This is a genomic window from Rhodovibrio sodomensis (assembly GCF_016583645.1).
GTDB lineage: Bacteria > Pseudomonadota > Alphaproteobacteria > Kiloniellales > Rhodovibrionaceae > Rhodovibrio > Rhodovibrio sodomensis.
This window is the reverse complement of sequence record NZ_NRRL01000044.1, coordinates 1-18258: the sequence shown is the minus strand read 5'-3', so window position 1 is coordinate 18258 and position 18258 is coordinate 1. Positions and strand designations below refer to the sequence as shown.

At 63.2% G+C, this 18258-nt stretch carries 11 protein-coding genes; 9 read left to right on the top strand and 2 right to left on the bottom strand.

Annotated elements, in window-relative coordinates; all coding sequences use genetic code 11:
* Positions 1–146: 146 nt before the first annotated feature.
* Both CKO28_RS15065 and CKO28_RS15060 read right to left on the bottom strand, forming a co-directional pair.
* Positions 147–1271, bottom strand: a complete 1125-nt coding sequence (locus CKO28_RS15065; protein ID WP_200341624.1) for a hypothetical protein — start codon at positions 1269–1271, stop codon at positions 147–149.
* A 784-nt stretch (positions 1272–2055) separates the two neighbouring features.
* The gene (locus tag CKO28_RS15060) at positions 2056–2649 is read right to left on the bottom strand and encodes a hypothetical protein (protein WP_200341623.1); all 594 of its coding nucleotides are present in this window, start codon (positions 2647–2649) and stop codon (positions 2056–2058) included.
* Between the two features lie 480 nt (positions 2650–3129).
* Here CKO28_RS15060 and CKO28_RS15055 point away from each other — a divergent pair, with 480 nt between their 5' ends.
* The 9 genes from CKO28_RS15055 to CKO28_RS15015 form a co-directional block, all read left to right on the top strand.
* Entirely contained in the window at positions 3130–6180 is a 3051-nt protein-coding gene (locus CKO28_RS15055; RefSeq protein WP_200341622.1) for a BPTD_3080 family restriction endonuclease, read from the top strand.
* Between the two features lie 17 nt (positions 6181–6197).
* Entirely contained in the window at positions 6198–7004 is an 807-nt protein-coding gene (locus CKO28_RS15050) for a hypothetical protein (RefSeq protein ID WP_200341621.1), read from the top strand.
* Positions 7005–7029: 25 nt separating this feature from the next.
* Positions 7030–9882 (top strand): site-specific DNA-methyltransferase, encoded by a 2853-nt coding sequence (locus CKO28_RS15045; RefSeq protein ID WP_200341620.1) that lies wholly within the window; start codon positions 7030–7032, stop codon positions 9880–9882.
* A gap of 38 nt (positions 9883–9920) precedes the next feature.
* Positions 9921–10736, top strand: coding sequence for a hypothetical protein (locus tag CKO28_RS15040; RefSeq protein ID WP_242480583.1), 816 nt, complete (start codon positions 9921–9923; stop codon positions 10734–10736).
* Positions 10737–10749: 13 nt separating this feature from the next.
* On the top strand, positions 10750–12849 hold the full coding sequence (locus CKO28_RS15035; RefSeq protein ID WP_200341619.1) for a UvrD-helicase domain-containing protein: 2100 nt from the start codon (positions 10750–10752) through the stop codon (positions 12847–12849).
* 693 nt (positions 12850–13542) lie between these two features.
* Positions 13543–14610 carry a hypothetical protein gene (locus CKO28_RS15030; protein ID WP_200341618.1) on the top strand — a complete coding sequence of 356 codons (1068 nt, stop codon included), beginning with the start codon at positions 13543–13545 and terminating at the stop codon, positions 14608–14610.
* 2 nt (positions 14611–14612) lie between these two features.
* Positions 14613–15932 carry a hypothetical protein gene (locus tag CKO28_RS15025; protein WP_200341617.1) on the top strand — a complete coding sequence of 440 codons (1320 nt, stop codon included), beginning with the start codon at positions 14613–14615 and terminating at the stop codon, positions 15930–15932.
* Positions 15933–16103: 171 nt separating this feature from the next.
* Positions 16104–17735, top strand: a complete 1632-nt coding sequence (locus tag CKO28_RS15020) for an IS1634 family transposase (protein ID WP_200341616.1) — start codon at positions 16104–16106, stop codon at positions 17733–17735.
* Between the two features lie 225 nt (positions 17736–17960).
* The coding region (locus CKO28_RS15015; protein ID WP_200341615.1) for a transposase at positions 17961–18258 on the top strand (298 nt) is incomplete at its 3' end.

The window sequence follows — 18258 nt, the reverse complement described above, 5'->3', positions numbered from 1 at the left end:
GGCCGCTTCGGGTCATCTCCTGCTGACGCCACAACCGGCCATGTCGACTGCTGTCCGGGCATTCCCGGCCACGGCGTGTACCATCTGCCTTGATGACATCACGAGTCGGGTGACCGATGCTGGCCGCGACGGCGCGTGGCTGCGGCTCAACCCGCCCGTAAGCGGTCCAGCCGAGCCAGCAGCTTCGGCTTGCGGGCATGACGGGCGCGCAGGTCCTCCAGGCGGCGGGCGTAGGCGTCGAGCGTGCCGTCCTCGGCGGCGACCGTCTTCAGATCGGCGAGCAGCGTGGCCGCGCGGTCGTAGGCGGCGGCGTTACGGCGCGCGATCTCAGCCTCAACGTCGCGCCAGGCACTGGCGCCGCGCTGACGCAGCGCGTCCAGCCGGGCCCGGCGCGCGCGCTCTGCCGCCTCGGCCTGGCGACGTTGTTCCGCCGCGCGACGCTCGGCGGCGGCGCGGGCGCGTTCTTCCGCGCGGGCCTGCGCGCGCCGGCGCAGCTCGCCAACCGTGCGCCGCACCGCCGCGGCCCCGGCATCGTCGTCGCGCAGCCGCGCGCGGAGCGCGCACCCGGCATGGGGATCGCCCTCGACCAGGCGCACCAACAGGTCGGTTTTCTCCTCTTCGGGCAAGGCCGCCACCTGCATCCGCGCGGCGTCCCCCGAAGGCGGCCGGTCGACCGCATCGCGCTCTGCCGCCACCGCCACAAGGTCCGCGTCGATGCCGAAGAACGCCGCGAAGGCGTCGAGCGCGCCGGACAGCGGACCGATCCCGGGCAGCGGCTCAGGCGTCTCGTCTGGCAGCAGGCCCTGTGCCACCGCGCTCAGCCAGACGAGGTAGAAAACCCGCAAGTAGCCGGACAGCAGATCCGCCCGCAGTGGCGCCAGGGCGGCCAGCCAGCCGCTCCCGTCGTCAAAGTCCGCGTCCGGCTCCTCGTCTTCCTGTAGAAAATCGACCAGGAAATCCTCGCCGAATGTCTCGACATCGACCCAGTCGACCTCCTGCAGGAACGGCTCGAGGCGCGCAGGGTCCAGCGAGCGCGCCGGCAGCCGCATCATCAGCCGCCGCGTGCCCCAGTTGGCCAAGTACAGGTGCAGGTTGAACCAGCGCTGCATCAGTGCCACCGGATCGCCCTTGAAGTCGCCCCACTCGTAGTAGTTGGTGAAGCTCGTGCCCGTGATCCGCGCGCGCGACGACAGCGCACGCAGCGCAGCCTGGTCGGCCTCGCCGAGCGGGCGGTCGACCGCCACGAACTCGTAGTACTGGTATTCGCTCATCGCTCCGACTCGCGCTCGCTCGCGGCACGTGCACGCGCCCGCCAGCATCACGCCTTTCGGTGCGGAGTCGGGGCAAGCGACGCATTTGCTCGGCTCTTGAGGAACAGCGTTGCCGCGCCGCTCTGTGCATCGGCGCCCGAGGGACACCTGCACGAGCGTGGTCAACCAGGCTTCTAGCCCGCCTACCAACGCCGTGCCCCTGCGTTGATGCGCATCGCACGCATCTCCGCGTCAGGTGCTTACGGCTCTTGGTTTTCGCCTGATTGCTCAAACGAATCGGAAAATTGCGCTTTTGAATCGGGAAATTCCGAGTTGGTAACGGGAAAATACGGTTTTGAATCGGAAACATTGGATCTCGTAACGGGAAATTTGGCTTTTGAAACGGTAAATGGGAGAGGCGAATCGAAAATCTGAGCTTTTGAAACGGTTTTCGAAAGCTTTGTAACGGTTTTCGGCAGTTTTGAATCGGGAATCTACACTGGCTAGAAGCAAGAGCTTAAATTTTGATATATATATCGATATAAAAATTTAAGTTTCTCGGACCAACAGAGGCGCCTACTGCCACGAAGCCGAAACGAAACCCGCGGAAGAAAACCCTATCCGGTAAATCCGCGCGCGTCCGCGGGAGCGCGCGGCTTGGCGTCCATTGGGGCCTGATTAGCGCCTCCCGGCTGGAGGCCGGTTTGTCTCTTGCAAGCTGCGACCGCATACTTAAGGCGATGATGTCGTCCGATGAGCTACCACGATGGCAAAAGGAATCTTCCTCAGGTTCGAGACGTATGGCCTACACCGCGCCAAGAAAGCGCGCACACGCCGTGCCACGGTGTCCGATCTCGTGGCAGAGATCGAGCGTGACTGCGAGTATCGGGAGCATGTCGACGACTTGGCCCCAGAAGGGCACCGACGTGTCGCCGGCCCGCGACCGCCAATCATCCTGGGCGGCCGTCGGCCACGCGAGGTCAAGCGCCGGCTTAGCCGAGAAGTGCCAGAGGCGCGTGACGCCCGAGGCCGGGCACCCAGACGCGACCAACGGGTGCTTGTCGGCTGCGTGGTCAGCACGCCCGTGACGCCCGCGACCTACGAAACGGACACGGCAGCGAAGGCCCTTGTCGATCAGTACTTCGAGCAAGCCATTGCATTCATTGAGCGGTACCTTGCCGAAGAAGGGGGCGAGGTCGCATCCGCGGTCGCGCATGTCGACGAGAGCTACATGCACATGCATGTGCTCGCCATTCCAAGCGGAGTGCCGGGCTATAGGGCAGATGACCTGCATCCGGCCAAAGCTGCTGAGCGAGCCGCGAGAGCGCAGGGCGCGGCGCCAGGGGTCGCCCGCGCGGAAGGCCGCAAGGCTCTGGAAGCGCTCCTGGATCGCTTTCATTCCGAGGTCGGCGACCGATTCGGTCTGAGGCGCCGAATCTCCGAGAGTCCGCAACCTCGCGTGGCTCGGCAGCAGATCATTGAAGATCGCAAGCGATCGGTGGAGAGGCCCAGCAACGGCACGCCGGCGGACCCCGCCGTGAGCGTGCCTGGCCCGCGTGAGGTCGGCGGGGAGGGTGCATGGAGCCTCGCCGACTTCGTCCCAAATGCCGATGGCCTCTTGGCATCGCTGTCGCCCGATTGGTGGCATCATGTACGAGGTCAGGGACCGACCCACGACGAAGATTTCGCGTCGGGCCCAGCGCCCACTCACGCGCCTGAAGGTGAGGCCGACACGTAACCCCGTTTCCGCCGAGAATCGCGTCGCCACCGCAATGGCATTCCTGGCGGCGCAACCGTTGTAGACGCGGGGCGGGGTGCGCGCCTAACGTGGGGCCGTAAGCACGGGCGATTCGCCCGCGCGCGGGGGGTTTTCGGGCCTATGAGTGAGCGCTTTTTCGAACAGCCGATCCTGAACTCTCCCTACGAGGTGCCGCAGTGGCACCACCCGTTGGACGAGAATGGCCAGCCCACCGGCGGCCCGCCGATCAACGGGCGGCGGAAGTCCGACCTGATCACGCCGGTGCCGAAGTCGAAGAAGCAGAAGGGCAAGAAGACCGAGCAGACCGAGTTCGTCTACGGTCAGGAGACCGGGGTCAGCGACGCCGAGCAGGAGTACAACCCGACCCCGATCATCAACGAGATCCGCCAGCACGTGGACCGCTGGCGCGAGCTGCCGAACCCCGACCAGTGGGGCGTGACGCCTGCGACCCAGCGCCTGCTCAAGCACTGGCGGGAGCACGAGTTCAACGGCGTCCGCCCCTTCTTCTGCCAGCGCGAGGCGGTCGAGACGATCATCTGGCTGACCGAGGTTGCGCCCAAGACCACCCGCGAAGGCAAGCGGTTCTGGAACCACATCGAGGGCGCCAACGACGCCGCGAACCCGGACCTGCTGCGCCTCGCCATGAAGATGGCGACCGGCAGCGGCAAGACCACGGTCATGGCGATGCTGATCGCCTGGCAGACGATCAACGCGGTCCGGCAGCCCAACAGCCGCAAGTTTACGCGCGGCTTCCTGGTGGTCACGCCCGGCATCACGATCCGCGACCGGCTGCAGATCCTCCAGCCCAGCCACCCGGACAACTACTACCAGCATCGGGAGCTGGTGCCCGCGGACATGCTGGCCGATGTCCAGAAGGCCAAGATCGTCATCACGAACTACCATCAGTTCAAGCGCCGCGAGCGCATGGAGCTGTCCAAGGTTGGTCGCGCCCTCCTCAAGGGCCATGAGGAGGACGTCGAGACGACCGAGACCGAGGGCCAGATGCTCCAGCGCGTGATGGGCGAGCTGATGGCGATGAAGAACGTCGTCGTCCTGAACGACGAAGCCCACCACTGCTACCGCGCCAAGCCGGGCACGAACGAGGTCGAGGACCTCAAGGGCGAGGACAAGGACGAGGCCAAGCAGAACAACGAGGCCGCGCGGCTGTGGATCAACGGCGTCGAGACGGTGAAGCGCCACCTGGGCGTGCGTGCGGTCTACGACCTCTCCGCCACTCCCTTCTTCCTGCGCGGGTCAGGCTATGCCGAGGGGACGCTGTTCCCCTGGACGGTCAGCGACTTCTCGCTCCTGGACGCGATCGAGTGCGGGATCGTCAAGCTACCGCGCATCCCGGTATCCGACAACCTGCCGTCCAGCGACGTGCCGATCTACCGGAACCTCTGGGACCACATCGGCAAGAAGATGCCGAAGAAGGGCAGGGGCAAGGCCGGCGAGCAAGACCCGCTAAACCTGCCGACCGAGCTGCAGACAGCGATCGACGCCCTATACGGGCACTACAAGAACGTCTTCGATCTGTGGGACCAAGCGGGCGTTTCCGTCCCGCCCGTCTTCATCATCGTCTGCAACAACACCGCGACCTCGAAGCTGGTCTACGACTACATCTCCGGCTTCACGCGCGAGGACGAGAGCGGCGCCGAGCACTTCCACAAGGGCCGCCTGGACCTGTTCCAGAACCACGACGAGCACGGCCAGTGGTTCGCCCGCCCGCGCACCCTCCTGATCGACAGCAACCAGCTCGAGTCCGACGAGGCGCTGGACAAGGACTTCCGGGAGGCTGCGGCACCCGAGATCGAGAAGTTCAAGCGTGAGGTCGCCCGACGCGAGGGCGCGGCCGAGGCAGAGAAGGTCGACGACAAGCGCCTGCTGCGCGAGGTCATGAACACCGTCGGCAAGGAAGGCCAGCTGGGCGAGACGGTCCGCTGCGTCGTCTCCGTCTCGATGCTGACGGAAGGGTGGGACGTCAACACGGTCACGCACATCCTGGGCGTCCGCGCCTTCGGGACCGCGTTGTTGTGCGAGCAGGTGGTCGGCCGCGCCCTGCGCCGCCAGTCCTACGACCTGAACGAGAACGGCCTGTTCAACCCCGAGTACGCCGACATCCTCGGCATCCCGTTCGACTTCGCAAGCAAGCCCGTGGTGGCGCCGCCCGCGCCGCCGAAGGAGACGATCCGGGTCCAGGCGGTGCGCGAGCGCGAAGAGGCCAAGCCGGAGCTCGAGATCCGCTTCCCGCGGATCGAGGGCTACCGCATCGAGCTGCCGAACGAGCGCCTGCAGGCGCAGTTCGGCGAGAACTCCGTCCTCGAACTGACGCCCGACAAGGTCGGCCCGTGCGAGGTCCTGCTGGAGGGCATCGTCGGCGAGGACAACACCCTGACGCTGGAGCACCTGGATCAGGTTCGCTACAGCACGGTGGTCTACAACCTCGCCTCCCACCTGTTGTTCACGCAGTTCCGCGATCCGGGCGGGGAGCCGAAGACCTACCTGTTCGGCCAGCTCAAGCGGATCGTCCGGCAATGGCTGGACGGCGGCTATCTCAAATGCCGGGGCGGCACCTTCCCGGCCCAGCTGATGTACCGGGAGATGGCCGACCAGGCGGCCGAGCGGATCCGCCTGGCGTGCGAGGCGACCGAGGCCGGCGGCCGCCGCACGCTGGCGGTGTCCGCGCCCTACAACCCGGTCGGCACCACCCGGCACGTCGCCTTCACGACGAGCAAGGAAACCCGCTACGCCACCCACCAGGCCAAGTCGCACATCAACTACGTGATCTGCGACAGCGACTGGGAGGCGGAGTTCGCGCGCGTGGTGGAGGAGCATCCGCGGGTCGTCGCCTACGTCAAGAACCAGGCGCTCGGCTTCGAGGTACCGTACCGCGACGGCATGACGCCGCGGAAGTACGTCCCCGACTTCATCGTCAAGCTGGACGACGGCGGCGACGAGCCGCTGAACCTGGTCGTCGAGATCAAGGGCTTCCGCAAGGGCGACGCCCAGCTGAAGGCGGACACGATGCAGCACCGCTGGGTCCCCGGCGTGAACGCGCTCGGCAAGTACGGCCGCTGGGCCTTCGCCGAGTTCCGCAGCGTCTACGACCTCAAGGACGATTTCGCCAAATTGGTCGACGGGTTCGTGCAAACCGAAGCCGCGGCTGAGTAGAGACGCGACCGCCCACGATGGAAACCACCGAGCGGATCGTCGAAGCCTACGTGCGTTATGTGAAGGGATGGGCGACCATTCCGAACGTGCGCTGCGACGGGCAGAACGAGATCGACCTGCTGGCGATCGATCCGGTCTCGAACGCGCGCCACCACATCGAAGTCAGCATCTCGATCTCGCAGTCCTTCCGAAAGCTGACCGGCAAGCCCTACGATCGTGAGGCCGCGAAGCAGCGCGTTGATAAGGCAAAGCAGCGGCGAACCGTGGGTTTCTTCGTGGAGCAGAAGTTCGAAGCACCGACGGTGGTCGCGAAGCTCCGGGAATTCGGCTTTGAGCCCGGGGCCTACAACAAGGTCATCGTGACCTGGGGCTGGGATGCGGACGCCGAGGAGCAGGCACAGGCTGCCGGGATCCTCCTCTGGGACTTTCGCGAGTTAATCTCGGAGATCGGCGACGCGATCCGCGGGCAGCGGACCTACTTCGCTGACGATACACTACGCACGCTGAACCTCTTTATTCACGCCGGTGGCGATCAGCGGCCGCCTGTTGGCACCGAAGTCGAGCCGAAGCCATCAAACACCTGCGGGTCCGCTCCATCGGAGCGTACGCTCTGGGTCTATCAGAACTGGACGCGAGACAAGGCCGTTGTCCACGTCGGGTCATGCCCGTACTGCAACGAGGGTCGCGGCATGCATGCTGGCGCCGGTGACCAAAACGGCGAGTGGCTTGGTCCCTACCAAGACGTTGCGGCTGCCTGGGTAGCTGCCGAAAACACGAAGCGCCGCGACGTCCGCCGTTGCGGCCATTGCAGTCCAACCGACTGAGTTCGAAAGCGAGCAACGCAAAGCCATGGCGAAGAAGACCAAAGGCGAGAAGAAGGTCGAGACGCTGACGCACGAGGAGGCGAAGCGGCGGAACATTCCAACCGCGGAGATGCAGTCCTTCGCCGAGCAGCACGAGGACGCCGCGCCGGAGGAGGTCCGCTACCTGCGCGACACGCCGCTCGAGCCCGGTACCCACCGGGAGCGCAACCGCGACCTCGATCCGCAGCTGGTCTGGAAGGGCAAGGACGAGCAGGACTGGTCCGACCTCGTCACCGTCGCCCCGCCGCTCTACATCCAGGAGAAGGTGCACCCCAAGGCGATCATCGACGACCTAAAGCGCCGGTCGAAGCAGAACCGCCAACAGGACGACGACACCCCGGACCTGTTCGCCGACTTCAACGGCCTCGACGACCCCGAGGCCAAGACGGAGTTCTACGCCCACGAGCAGAACTGGACCAACCGCATGATCCTGGGCGACAGCCTCCAGGTCATGGCGAGCCTGGCGGAGAAGGAGCAGCTGCGCGGGCAGGTGCAGTGTATTTATATCGATCCGCCATACGGGATCAGATTTAATTCAAATTGGCAGGTTTCAACAAGAAGTCGTGACGTTAAAGATGGTAAAATTGACCAAATATCGCGTGAACCTGAGCAGGTGCGAGCATTTAGAGATACGTGGAGCAGAGGTATACACTCATATTTGACATATCTTCGAGATCGCTTGACCGTATCGCGTGACCTTTTATCTGAAACCGGATCGTTATTCGTCCAAATAGGAGATGAAAATGTTCACAGAGTCAGGTCGTTATTAGACGAGATATTTGGTTCAGAAAATTTCGTTTCTCAAATAAATTTCAAAAGCATGGGTGCATTAGGTCAAGGAGATATTCCGAACGTTTACGACTATATATTGTGGTACGCAAAAGATCGCAATAACTTCAAGTTCCGCCCGCTTTATAAATTACAGGAATTTCAGGGAGATAACGAATACCGCTTTGTAAGCGATGTAAAGACAAAGTTTGGTTACAAAAACCTCGCGCGTACGGACAGTCGTCCCTCTGGAGAAGAAGGACTCTTTCGGCGGTCTACACTGACCTCTTCTGGCTTTACCCCGAGTTGTATGTTCAATTTTGAGTTTCAGGGTCAGACGTTCAAACCATTCGGTAACAAAAGTTGGCGGACAAATTTGGAGGGAATGGAACGGCTAAAAAAAGCAAATCGCATATTTGCTTTGGGAGGCAGTCTATATTTCAAACGATATGCAAACGATTCCCGTCTAATTCGTTACGAGAACTCGTGGACAGATGCTCCAGCAGCTTCAGAAAAAATTTATGTAGTCCAAACTGCACCTAAATTCATTGAACGGTGTGTACTAATGACGACGGATCCGGGCGATATCGTTTTAGATCCGACGTCTGGTTCAGGGACAACTGCGGTTGTCGGCGAAGAGTGGGCTCGGCGTTGGATTGTAGTCGATACAAGCCGGGTTGCGCTCGCATTGACGCGGGCTCGTCTAATGGGGAGGCGGTTTCCGTATTATCTCCTCAAAGATACGGAAGAAGGGAAAGAAAAAGAATTTGAAGAAACTGGTCGGATGCCGAGCGCTGGAGAGATGCGCGGAGACGTACGACATGGGTTTGTTTACCGACGGGTGCCCTATGTGCGCCTTAAAGACGTCGCAAACAACAAAGAAATTGATTCGATCTGGGAAAAATGGCGACCAAGTATCGAGGGGTGTTTCGAGAGAATTCGGGAGTGGAAAGAAGACATAGAAGAAGAGTATCAGGTTCCTGAAGAATGTCCCGGCGACGCACCACAACATGTGAAAAACGCGGTGCGGAGGTTCTGGGAATCGTTAGAAGCTAGACAAAAAGAAGTTGATGATTCTATTGCTCGGCACTCCGAGCAGGAAGTTTTATATGATCAGCCCTACGAAGACTCCGGTCGAGTGAGGGTCGCAGGCCCATTTACTGTAGAGAGCCTGTCGCCGCACCGCGTCGTCCCAGGGGACGAAAGGGAATTGTGGGACGAGGTCGGCGCGGTCGAGGGCGGCCCGCGCTCCGGGGGCGAATCGGCGCAGCGCGGCCAGCGGCGGCCGGACGAATGGGATGAGCGCCCAGACTTCGCCCAGATCGTCCTCGACCACCTCAAGCTCTCCGGCGTGCAGCAGAGCAGCAAGGAAGAGCGGATCGAGTTCACCAGCCTGACGCCGTGGCCGGGCGACATGATCGCGGCCGACGGGCGCTTCATGGAGGGGGAGACGGAGCGCAAGGCGGCGATCTTCGTCGGGCCGGAGTTCGGTACGGTGGCGCGCGCGGACCTCGTCCGGGCGGCGCGGGAAGCCTCGGAGGCCGGCTTTGATCTGCTGATCGCCTGCGCCTTCAACTACGACGCCCACGCCACCGACTTCGACAAGCTGGGGCCGATCCGGGTCATCCGCGCACGCATGAACCCGGATCTGCACATGGCCGACGAGCTGAAGAACACCGGCAGCGGCAACCTGTTCGTCGTGTTCGGCGAGCCGGACGTCGACATCGACCATCTGGAGGATGGCCAGCTGCAGGTGCGCATCCGCGGCCTGGACATCTTCGATCCCCAGAAGGGCGAGGTGCGCGCCGGCGGCACCGAGGACATCGCCGCCTGGTTCATCGACACCGACTACAACGAAGAGAGCTTCTTCGTCCGCCACGCCTACTTCCTGGGCGCGCAGGACCCCTACAAGTCGCTCAAGACCGCGCTGAAGGCCGAGATCGACGAGGAGGCCTGGTCCACCCTCTACCGCGACGTCTCCCGCCCCTTCCCCCGCCCCGACACCGGCCGCATCGCCGTCAAGGTCATCAACCACTTCGGCGATGAAGTTATGCAGGTGTTTGACGTGTAGGGTGCAGACATCTGGAGGAGACGCATCGGGGGGGCGGTATGAAAATCAGCAACCCAGTCAACGACACTCAGCGGGAGTTCAACCGACTCTGTGATCTGGGCGGCGGCCCTCGTGGGGGACCGGCGCCGGTGCGTGTCGGCGAACTAACTCGTGATCGCGGAAAGCAGCTGAACGTATTCGCAACTGAGGAGAGCCAACGTCATCTTGCGGAATTTTCAGACTGTAACCCTTGGCATGTTTGCTATGCCGTAGGTCTGGCATGGGGTCATCTCGCTAAGCTTGACCTAGATTTTACGGAACATGCCGTGCGTTTAATGACAGATTGGAACGATGAGGATCTGAGTTTAGCCAAAACCTACCATTGGGAGCGTGGGCCGCAACCAATCGAAGATTCTCTGCGTGGCGGCAACGTCATGTTTGAATGGGTTAAGTTGCCGCAATCGCTTCCATCCGATCTGGCTCGGTATAGAAACGCCCAGAACAGATGGTTCAGCCCTCTAATCAGCAAGAATAGACCTCGATACGTCGGTAGTTGGAACGCGACTGCTATGTTTATGGTTGCACTTTTCTCTAATCCTGGGCTCGGCGCACAGCTTCTGTCGCCGGAAGTCGTGTTGCCACCGGGTGGGCCGATTCATATTGCATTGCGAATCTTGCATAGAGCCAATGTGCTTCCGCGCGAACCATCCGGTACGGATCTGGACGATGAAGCTTTCGAGCCAGGAGCGCTTTACGACAACAATGATCTCATGACGTATCTGTTGAAGGGGGTGGACGATTGCAGCCTCCTCGATACCCACAGCGGCCTATATTTGCTTGGAACCAGATTAAAGGAAACTGATAATTGGTTTTAAGTGAGAAAGGTTGATGCAGTTCCGCATCGCCAAGTCGTTCCAGGATAGCCTGAGTCGGCTTCAGGCCGCCGAGCAGAAGCAGGCGAAGATGACCGCCTACGACCTGCAGGCGGAGCCGGAGCGCCCGGGGCTGAACCTGCACCCGGTCAAGGCGTCCAAGGACAGGCGTTTCCACACTGTCCGCGTGAACGACGACATCCGCATCGTCGTGCACAAGACCGACGACAGCATGATGCTGTGCTACGTCGATCATCACGACGACGCCTACGCCTGGGCCGAACGGCGGCGGATCGAAGCGCATCCGAAGACCGGCGCCGCGCAGATCGTCGAGGTCGTGGAGCGGCAAACTGAAGAGGCGGCACCGGCGGTTCCGCATGTCGGTGAGGAGGCACACCCCGCGCAAACCGGCGGTCGGCGGTTGTTCGACGGGTTGGACGCGGAGCGGCTGCTTGGCGTCGGCGTGCCGGAGAGTTGGGTGCCTGCGGTACAAGCGGCGGACGAGTCGAGCTTCTTCGATCTGATCGACCATCTGCCGGAGGAGGCGAGCGAGGCGCTGCTCACCTATGCCGAGACCGGCAAGCTTGAGACGTCTGCTGAAGCGCAGCCCGAAGGCGAGGGGGCGACGGACCCGTTCGAGCACCCCGATGCCCAGCGCCGTTTCCGCGTTCTCGAGGATGCCGGCGCGCTGCGGCATGCGCTCGAGTTCCCGTGGGAGAAATGGACCGTCTTCCTGCATCCGGCTCAGCAGGAGGTCGTCGATCGCCGGTTCGGCGGGCCGGCACGCGTCAGCGGCTCCGCCGGCACGGGCAAGACGGTGGTCGCCCTGCACCGGGCGGTCCGCCTGGCGGAGCGCTCGCAGGACGGGCGCGTGCTACTGGCGACCTTCTCCAAGCCGTTGGCGCACGCCCTGCGGCTCAAGCTGCGGCGGCTCGTCGACGCCGAATCGGAGACCGCGCGCCGGATCACGGTCGGCTACGTCGACGGGATCGGCCACCAGCTCTACGAACTTGCGTTCGCCCGCAAGCCAAACATCGCCTCGCGCTCCCAGATCGAAGCGGCGCTGAACCGCGCTGTCGAGGAGACCGGCGAGACGCGCTTTTCGCAGCGCTTCCTCCTCAACGAGTGGCGGTCCGTCGTCGACGCCTGGCAGTTGCGCGACTGGGAGGCCTACCGCGACGTCTCGCGGCTCGGCCGCAAGACCCGGATTGGTGGGCGCCAACGCGAAGCACTCTGGCAGGTGTTCGCCCGCACGCAAGAGATCCTGCGTCAACGCAACGTGGTGACTTGGGCGGAGGCGGTCGCCCAGGCGGAAGCGCACTACCGCGAAAAGAGCCGGAAGCCGTTCGACCACGCCGTGATCGACGAGGCGCAAGACATCTCGATCCCGCAGCTTCGGTTCATGGCGGCGATCGTGCCCGATGGGCCCGACAACCTGTTCTTCGCCGGCGACCTCGGGCAGCGGATCTTCCAGCAGCCCTACTCCTGGCTGTCGCAAGGTGTCGACGTGCGCGGGCGGTCGGTCTCGCTGCGCGTCAACTACCGGACCAGCTACCAGATCAAGCGCAAGGCGGATCAGCTGCTGCCCATGAAGGTCCGCGACGTCGACGGCTACGAGGAGAGCCGGAAGGGCACCGTGTCGGTCTTCGACGGCCCCGAGCCTGAGATCGGCCTGTTCGATAGCACGGCGGACGAAAATGCCTACGTCGCTGACTGGATCCGCCAGGCGGTCGATGCCGGCGCGGCGCCGGAAGAGATCGGCGTCTTCGTGCGCACCCGCGATGAACTGGACCGGGCGCGGGCGGCCGTGAAAGCGGCCGGCCAGGAGGCCCTGACCCTGAGCGAGCGCGTGGAAGACGTCGCCGGCAAGGTCGTGATCGGCACCATGCACCTCGCGAAGGGCCAAGAGTTCAAGGCCGTCGCCGTCATGGCCTGCGACGACGAGGTCCTACCCTTGCAAAGCCGGATCGAGTCCGCAGCGGAGGAAGCAGAGCTGGAGGAGATCTTCGAAACCGAGCGCCACCTTCTCTACGTCGCGGTCACTCGGGCGCGCGACCGTGTTCTGGTGAGCGGATTGGAGCCGGGGTCGGAGTTTGTTGCGGATTTGTCGACGTAGTTTGTGCTTGCGCTGAACCGCCAACCTAAATTGTGCTCGAAATATGATGAGGAAGTATATTCAGTATTCCGGGGATGAACTGAGAACTCAAATTTTTCTCGCAGCTGCGCGGGGAGATCAAGAAAGTTATGCGTTCTTGCTATCTGAATTTAGTCGTAGAAGAAAGAGTTCTCCGCCGAATTTAGCATTGGAAATGGCATCTTGTCACGGTTTAATCCCAGTGGGTTGGATTGATGATGCTTACGATACGGCAATTAGAACAAAAGCGAAGTCAGCGGGCACGAGAACTAAAAACATATATTGTATCCTTCTTCATGATCCGGTGAGTGACATATCCGGTATTTACGTGGGATTGACTGGTTTAGATCGAGCTGTAAGATTTCAGAAACATCTCGCCGGTAGGAAAGCATCTCGGTATGTAAGAAACTTTGGTAAGTGCGTGCTTTTATCATTCACCGATCATTTATTAAATCTAGAGTATGAGGAAGCCCTTCAAATCGAGTCGGGTCTAGCCTGCAAGTTTCGCGCTTTAGGTTTATGGGTCGAAGGTGGTCATTAAATTAGGATTTAGATTATTAACATTTTTTGAAAACAATGTGGGACTGTGTCGGAAGGTAGCGAGAACGCGCGCTACCACTTGGTAAAGCGGTCCAGGCGACGGTACTGGCTTCCAATGATTTTAGGGGGTGTCTTTTGAAGCGCAGCAGCTTTGCCGAGGGGCTCTTGAGGATGAGCCCGCAGGAGGCCGATGAGCTGCGTTCTGCTTGGTTCGCCGCTCGTGCACACTGGATGCTGCGCCAGCGGCTGTTCTCCGCCGCCGGCTGGCTCGACCGGCGCGCCAGGTTCTCTGATGTGCATGAATTGACCGCGCGTTGGGTACGCGACGCTCACGAGGTGCAGGAGCGCCGGGAGGCCGGGTTCGATCTGCCGCAAGACAAGACCGGTATGCTGCTGTCCGTGGTTTTCGAGCGTGCCGGGCTGACGATCGCAAGCACGCCGACCGTGATTGGATTACAGGAGCAGTGCCGGCAGCTCGAGGCGCGTGCTATTGAACAGCTGCGCACCAAGACCGCGCCATCGCGTTGGGCCCGCCTGCGACGTTCGGAGGAGCTCGAGCGTTTCACGGGCACCACCCTGGACGATCTGACCCGTTACATCGCTTCGATGACGTTCCGGAACCTTGAGGCGGCAGCGGAGGCGGACGAAAAACTTCGCAAACGCGCGGCGGCTTCTCTTGCGGCTGATCTCGCCCGTCTGGAACCCGAGGCGCGCGAACGTATCCGGCAGACGGCCGGCCTCGATAGCCTCGCAGCAGAGGAGTTGCAGAGAGCGGGGGCGCTTGGCGCGCTCGGGTTCGGCGTCGCCGGGGCGATCAACATCGGCGGGTTCGCCGTCTACACGGCAACGACCAGTGCGATGGCAGCGCTGTCCGGCGCCGTCGGAATCGGTCTTCCGTTCGGTGCGTTTGTGTTGGCGACGTCGTTCGTCCAGTTCCTGGCAGTCTGGGCGGCGCCGATCAGCCTTGGGCTGATGGCGCTGGGATATCGCAAGCTGGATCAAGATATGAGCCGCGCGCTGCTGCCGCCCACAGTGGCGACGACGAGCCTACTGGCCCATCGCGACGCGGTGCCCGGCCACGGCGTCCGCGACCTGGCGGCCCACCTGGAAATGAGGTGGCGAGAGTTCTCTGCGGCCGACGCCAGCCGACGCAAGCAGATTGCGCGCGCCTACCCGTGTTTCCGCTTGCCAGAGGAGGCTTAGGCTTGAGCGCGACCTTGGAGATACCGTCGCTCTGGCAACGGCTTCGCGAAACGCCGGTCGAGTTGGCGCTGCATACCGCTGTCGACGGGCGGAGCGCTGAAGATAAAGCCTGGGAAACGCTCGCCGGTGAAACGACGGTCTACGCGGCCGTGACGGTTGGCGACCTGCTTTACGATCTGGCGCGCATCGATCCGACGGCCGTGGAGGCGATCGACTTCGCTCGGGCCGCCGACCTCTCGGACATCTTCACGCTCGCGCAGACGGCTTCCGAAGTCTTCGCCAGTTCGGCCGTGGAACAGGCCGGGCATATCTCGCAGCTCCAGGGATACCTTGCCGAACACCTGGTCGCGGCGAGCCTTTTGCGGGAGCAGGGGACGGAAGTGGAATTCGCGGCCAGTTCCAGCCAGCCGGGCTGGGACCTGCTGGTCAACGGACAGCCTGTGCAGGTGAAGAACCTCGCCGAGCCTGCGGGCATCGAGGAGCACTTGGCGCGCCACCCCGAGATCCCGGTCATGACCAGCACGGAAATGGCGGACAATTTTCCAGACGACCCGATGGTCCTGGCCGTTGACGGCCTGCGACACGCAGACGTCGTGAACACGGCGACATCAAGCCTGGACGGAAGCGCCGACCTTCTCGATCTCCATATCCCCGTCATCACAGTGGGGATCCAGCTGGTCCGCAACGGTTACGCGGTGGCGCGCCGGACGACTGGATTGTCGCATGCGCTGGCAAACGTTGCGGTCGACGTCGGTATGCGGGCCGGTGGCGCAAAGCTTGGCGCGGTCGCCGCCGCGGCCGCGTTCGGTGTAGCCGGTATCGCAAGCGGCTACCTCGCGATCCTGGCGCCTGTTGCGGGCGCGATCGGGGGCTACGATGCGGCGCGCCGGTTGTCCAAGATCCCGAAGCTGCGACTGTTCGCCCGCGAAGAGGTCGCAGACATCACGACAACGACCGACGCTTACGCAGACGCCTTGCAGCGGGAACTCCGCTTGATGATCGATCAGGCGAGAGCCTGGCGCGACCGGATCACCAGCGACGCCGAAGACTCCGGCCGCGTTGGGGCGGCCGTGAAGCAAGACTGGCGGCAGAGGGTCGATGCCGAGATCGAGTGGCGGGAGAGCCTCATCAGCGAAGCCGAGCCTCGGCAGTTCGGCTTGTTTGGATTCGGCGATCCAGCTGCGGAAGCCATACGGATGTTCGAGCTCGCCGCGCGGGGCGGCATTCCCCCATTCCGGTGTGCGCGTGAACTTCAGCAGCTCCAAAGCGCGTTGGCGCAGCTTCAGAACAAGAAGATGCGTCACCTGATCAGCGGGCGGTGACGTGCCCGGTTAACGGAGCCGCCACTCCTGTGCGAGGCAGTGGATCAGGGCGCGCTGCCGACGCTCTAGGATCTCGGTGTCCCATCGTGGACGAAGATCAGATGTTGGGGACGTATGTGTTAGCCTTCCTCGTATGATGTCAGACAGCTACGACACGAGCTGACCAGAAATGTGCCAACTGCGGCTGCGCGCCTGCGCACCCTGATCAAAGGCGGGGTCGCCGTGCCGCGGCCGGAGGAGGCGCTGACCATCTCGCGCTCCCTGCCGCACGGCCATGTGGCGGCGGTGCTGGGGATGGCCGAGCAGCTTGATCTGCCAAAACTGCTGATCGGCCGGCGCGGCAACCGGCCGGTCGACCGGCGCATGCGGGATCTCGTCCTGGCCATGATCGTCCAGCGGATCCTTGCGCCCAGCTCCAAGCTCGCCACCGTGCGGGCGTTGAACCCCGAGACGGCCAGCTCCAGTCTGGGCTCCCGCCTGGACCTGGGGGAGGTACGCGAGCACGAGATCTACGCCGCGCTGGACTGGCTGGTCGAGCGCCAGCCGTACATCGAGACCGCGCTCGCCAACCGGCATCTCAGCGAGGGGACGCTGACCCTGTACGATGTCAGCTCGTCCTACCTGGAAGGTCGTTGCTGCGAGCTGGCCCGGCACGGCTACAGCCGCGACCATCGCGCAGACCGGCCGCAGATCGTCTACGGTCTGCTCTGCGACCCCGATGGCGTGCCGATCGCGGTCGAGGTGTTCGAGGGCGATACCGCCGACCCCAACACCCTTACCAGCCAGATCGACAAGCTCAAGCGGCGCTTCGGCCTCAAACGCGTGGTCCTGGTAGGCGACCGCGGGATGATCACCAGCGCGCGTATCCGCGAGGAGCTGGCACCCGCCGGGCTGGACTGGATCACTGCCCTGCGCGCGCCTGCGATCCGCCAGCTCGTCGACGACGGGCCGCTGCAGCTGTCCCTGTTCGACGACCGCGATCTGGCGGAGATCGCCGCCCCCGAACAGTTCCCCGGCGAGCGCTTGGTGGTTTGCCGCAACCCCCAGCTCGCCGACGAGCGGGGGCGCAAGCGCGAGGCCCTGCTGGCGGCGACCGAGCGCGCGCTGGACAAGGTCAAGAAGGCGGTCCAGCGCCAACGCGCACCGCTGCGTGGCGAGGCCGAGATCGGCCAGGCGGTGGGGGCGGTGCTCGATCGGCACAAGATGGCCAAGCACTTCGAGATCACCATCACCGAGGACAGCTTCACCTATCGGCGCAAGACCGACAGCATCGCCGCCGAGGCGCGTCTCGACGGCATCTACGTCGTGCGCACCAACGTGCCCGCCGAGACCCTGTCCGCCGAGCAGGCGGTCGGGGCGTACAAATCGCTCGGTCAGGTGGAGCAGGCGTTCCGCAGCCTGAAGACCGTCGACCTGGAGATCCGGCCGGTGTTCCACTGGGCGGCCCCGCGAGTGCGCGCGCACGTCTTCCTGTGCATGCTGGCCTATCACGTCGAGGCGCAGATGCGCGCGCGTCTGGCCCCGATCCTATTCGACGATCATGACCCCGAGGGGGCTGACGCCGAGCGCTGGTCGATCGTCGCGCCGGCCGAGCGCTCCGAGGCGGCCACGCGTAAGACCGCTGCCCGGCGGACCGACGATGACCTGCCCGTGCACAGCTTCCAGAGCCTGCTCGACGACCTGGGCACGCTGTGCCTCAACACCGTCAGCCTGCCCAGCAACCCGGACTACAGCTTCGACCAGCCCACGAGGCCGACCCGGCTACAGGCACGGGCGTTCGAGTTGCTCGGCGTCAGCGCATAGGTGTAGACAGAGAGTGATCGCCCTAAAATCCGATTGTTCCAATCGGATCAGGGGCTTGCTTGTCTCGCCAAGTACAAACTTCGTGTTTATACTCAGAGTCTTTGGAGCCTGTTGCAGAATCGCGCCCTCACGTGGCGCGCCCGGTCCGGGTTCGCGTTTTAATTGACTCCAGGACGCAGGTTTGACTCTATCTCAGGTGTAGGCGCATCCCTGAGGGAGACGGATATGGCGGGTTTCTTCCGCGCCCCGGACCGCCGCCAGCGATACCTTCTGCCGGTGGACATGATGGACTGGTTGCCGTCGGGCGATATCGTCCACTGGGTGGTCGACGCGGTGGAGCTCATGGACCTCTCGGCGTTCGAGGCGGAGCACCGTGTGGGCGGCGCCGGCCAGGCGCCGTTCGCCCCGAAGGTCCTGCTGGCGTTGTTGATCTACGCTTACAGCCAGGGCGTGCGCTCCAGCCGCAAGATCGAGCGGTTGTGCGAGCGCGATGCCGGCTACCGCTTCATCGTCGGCGAGCAGG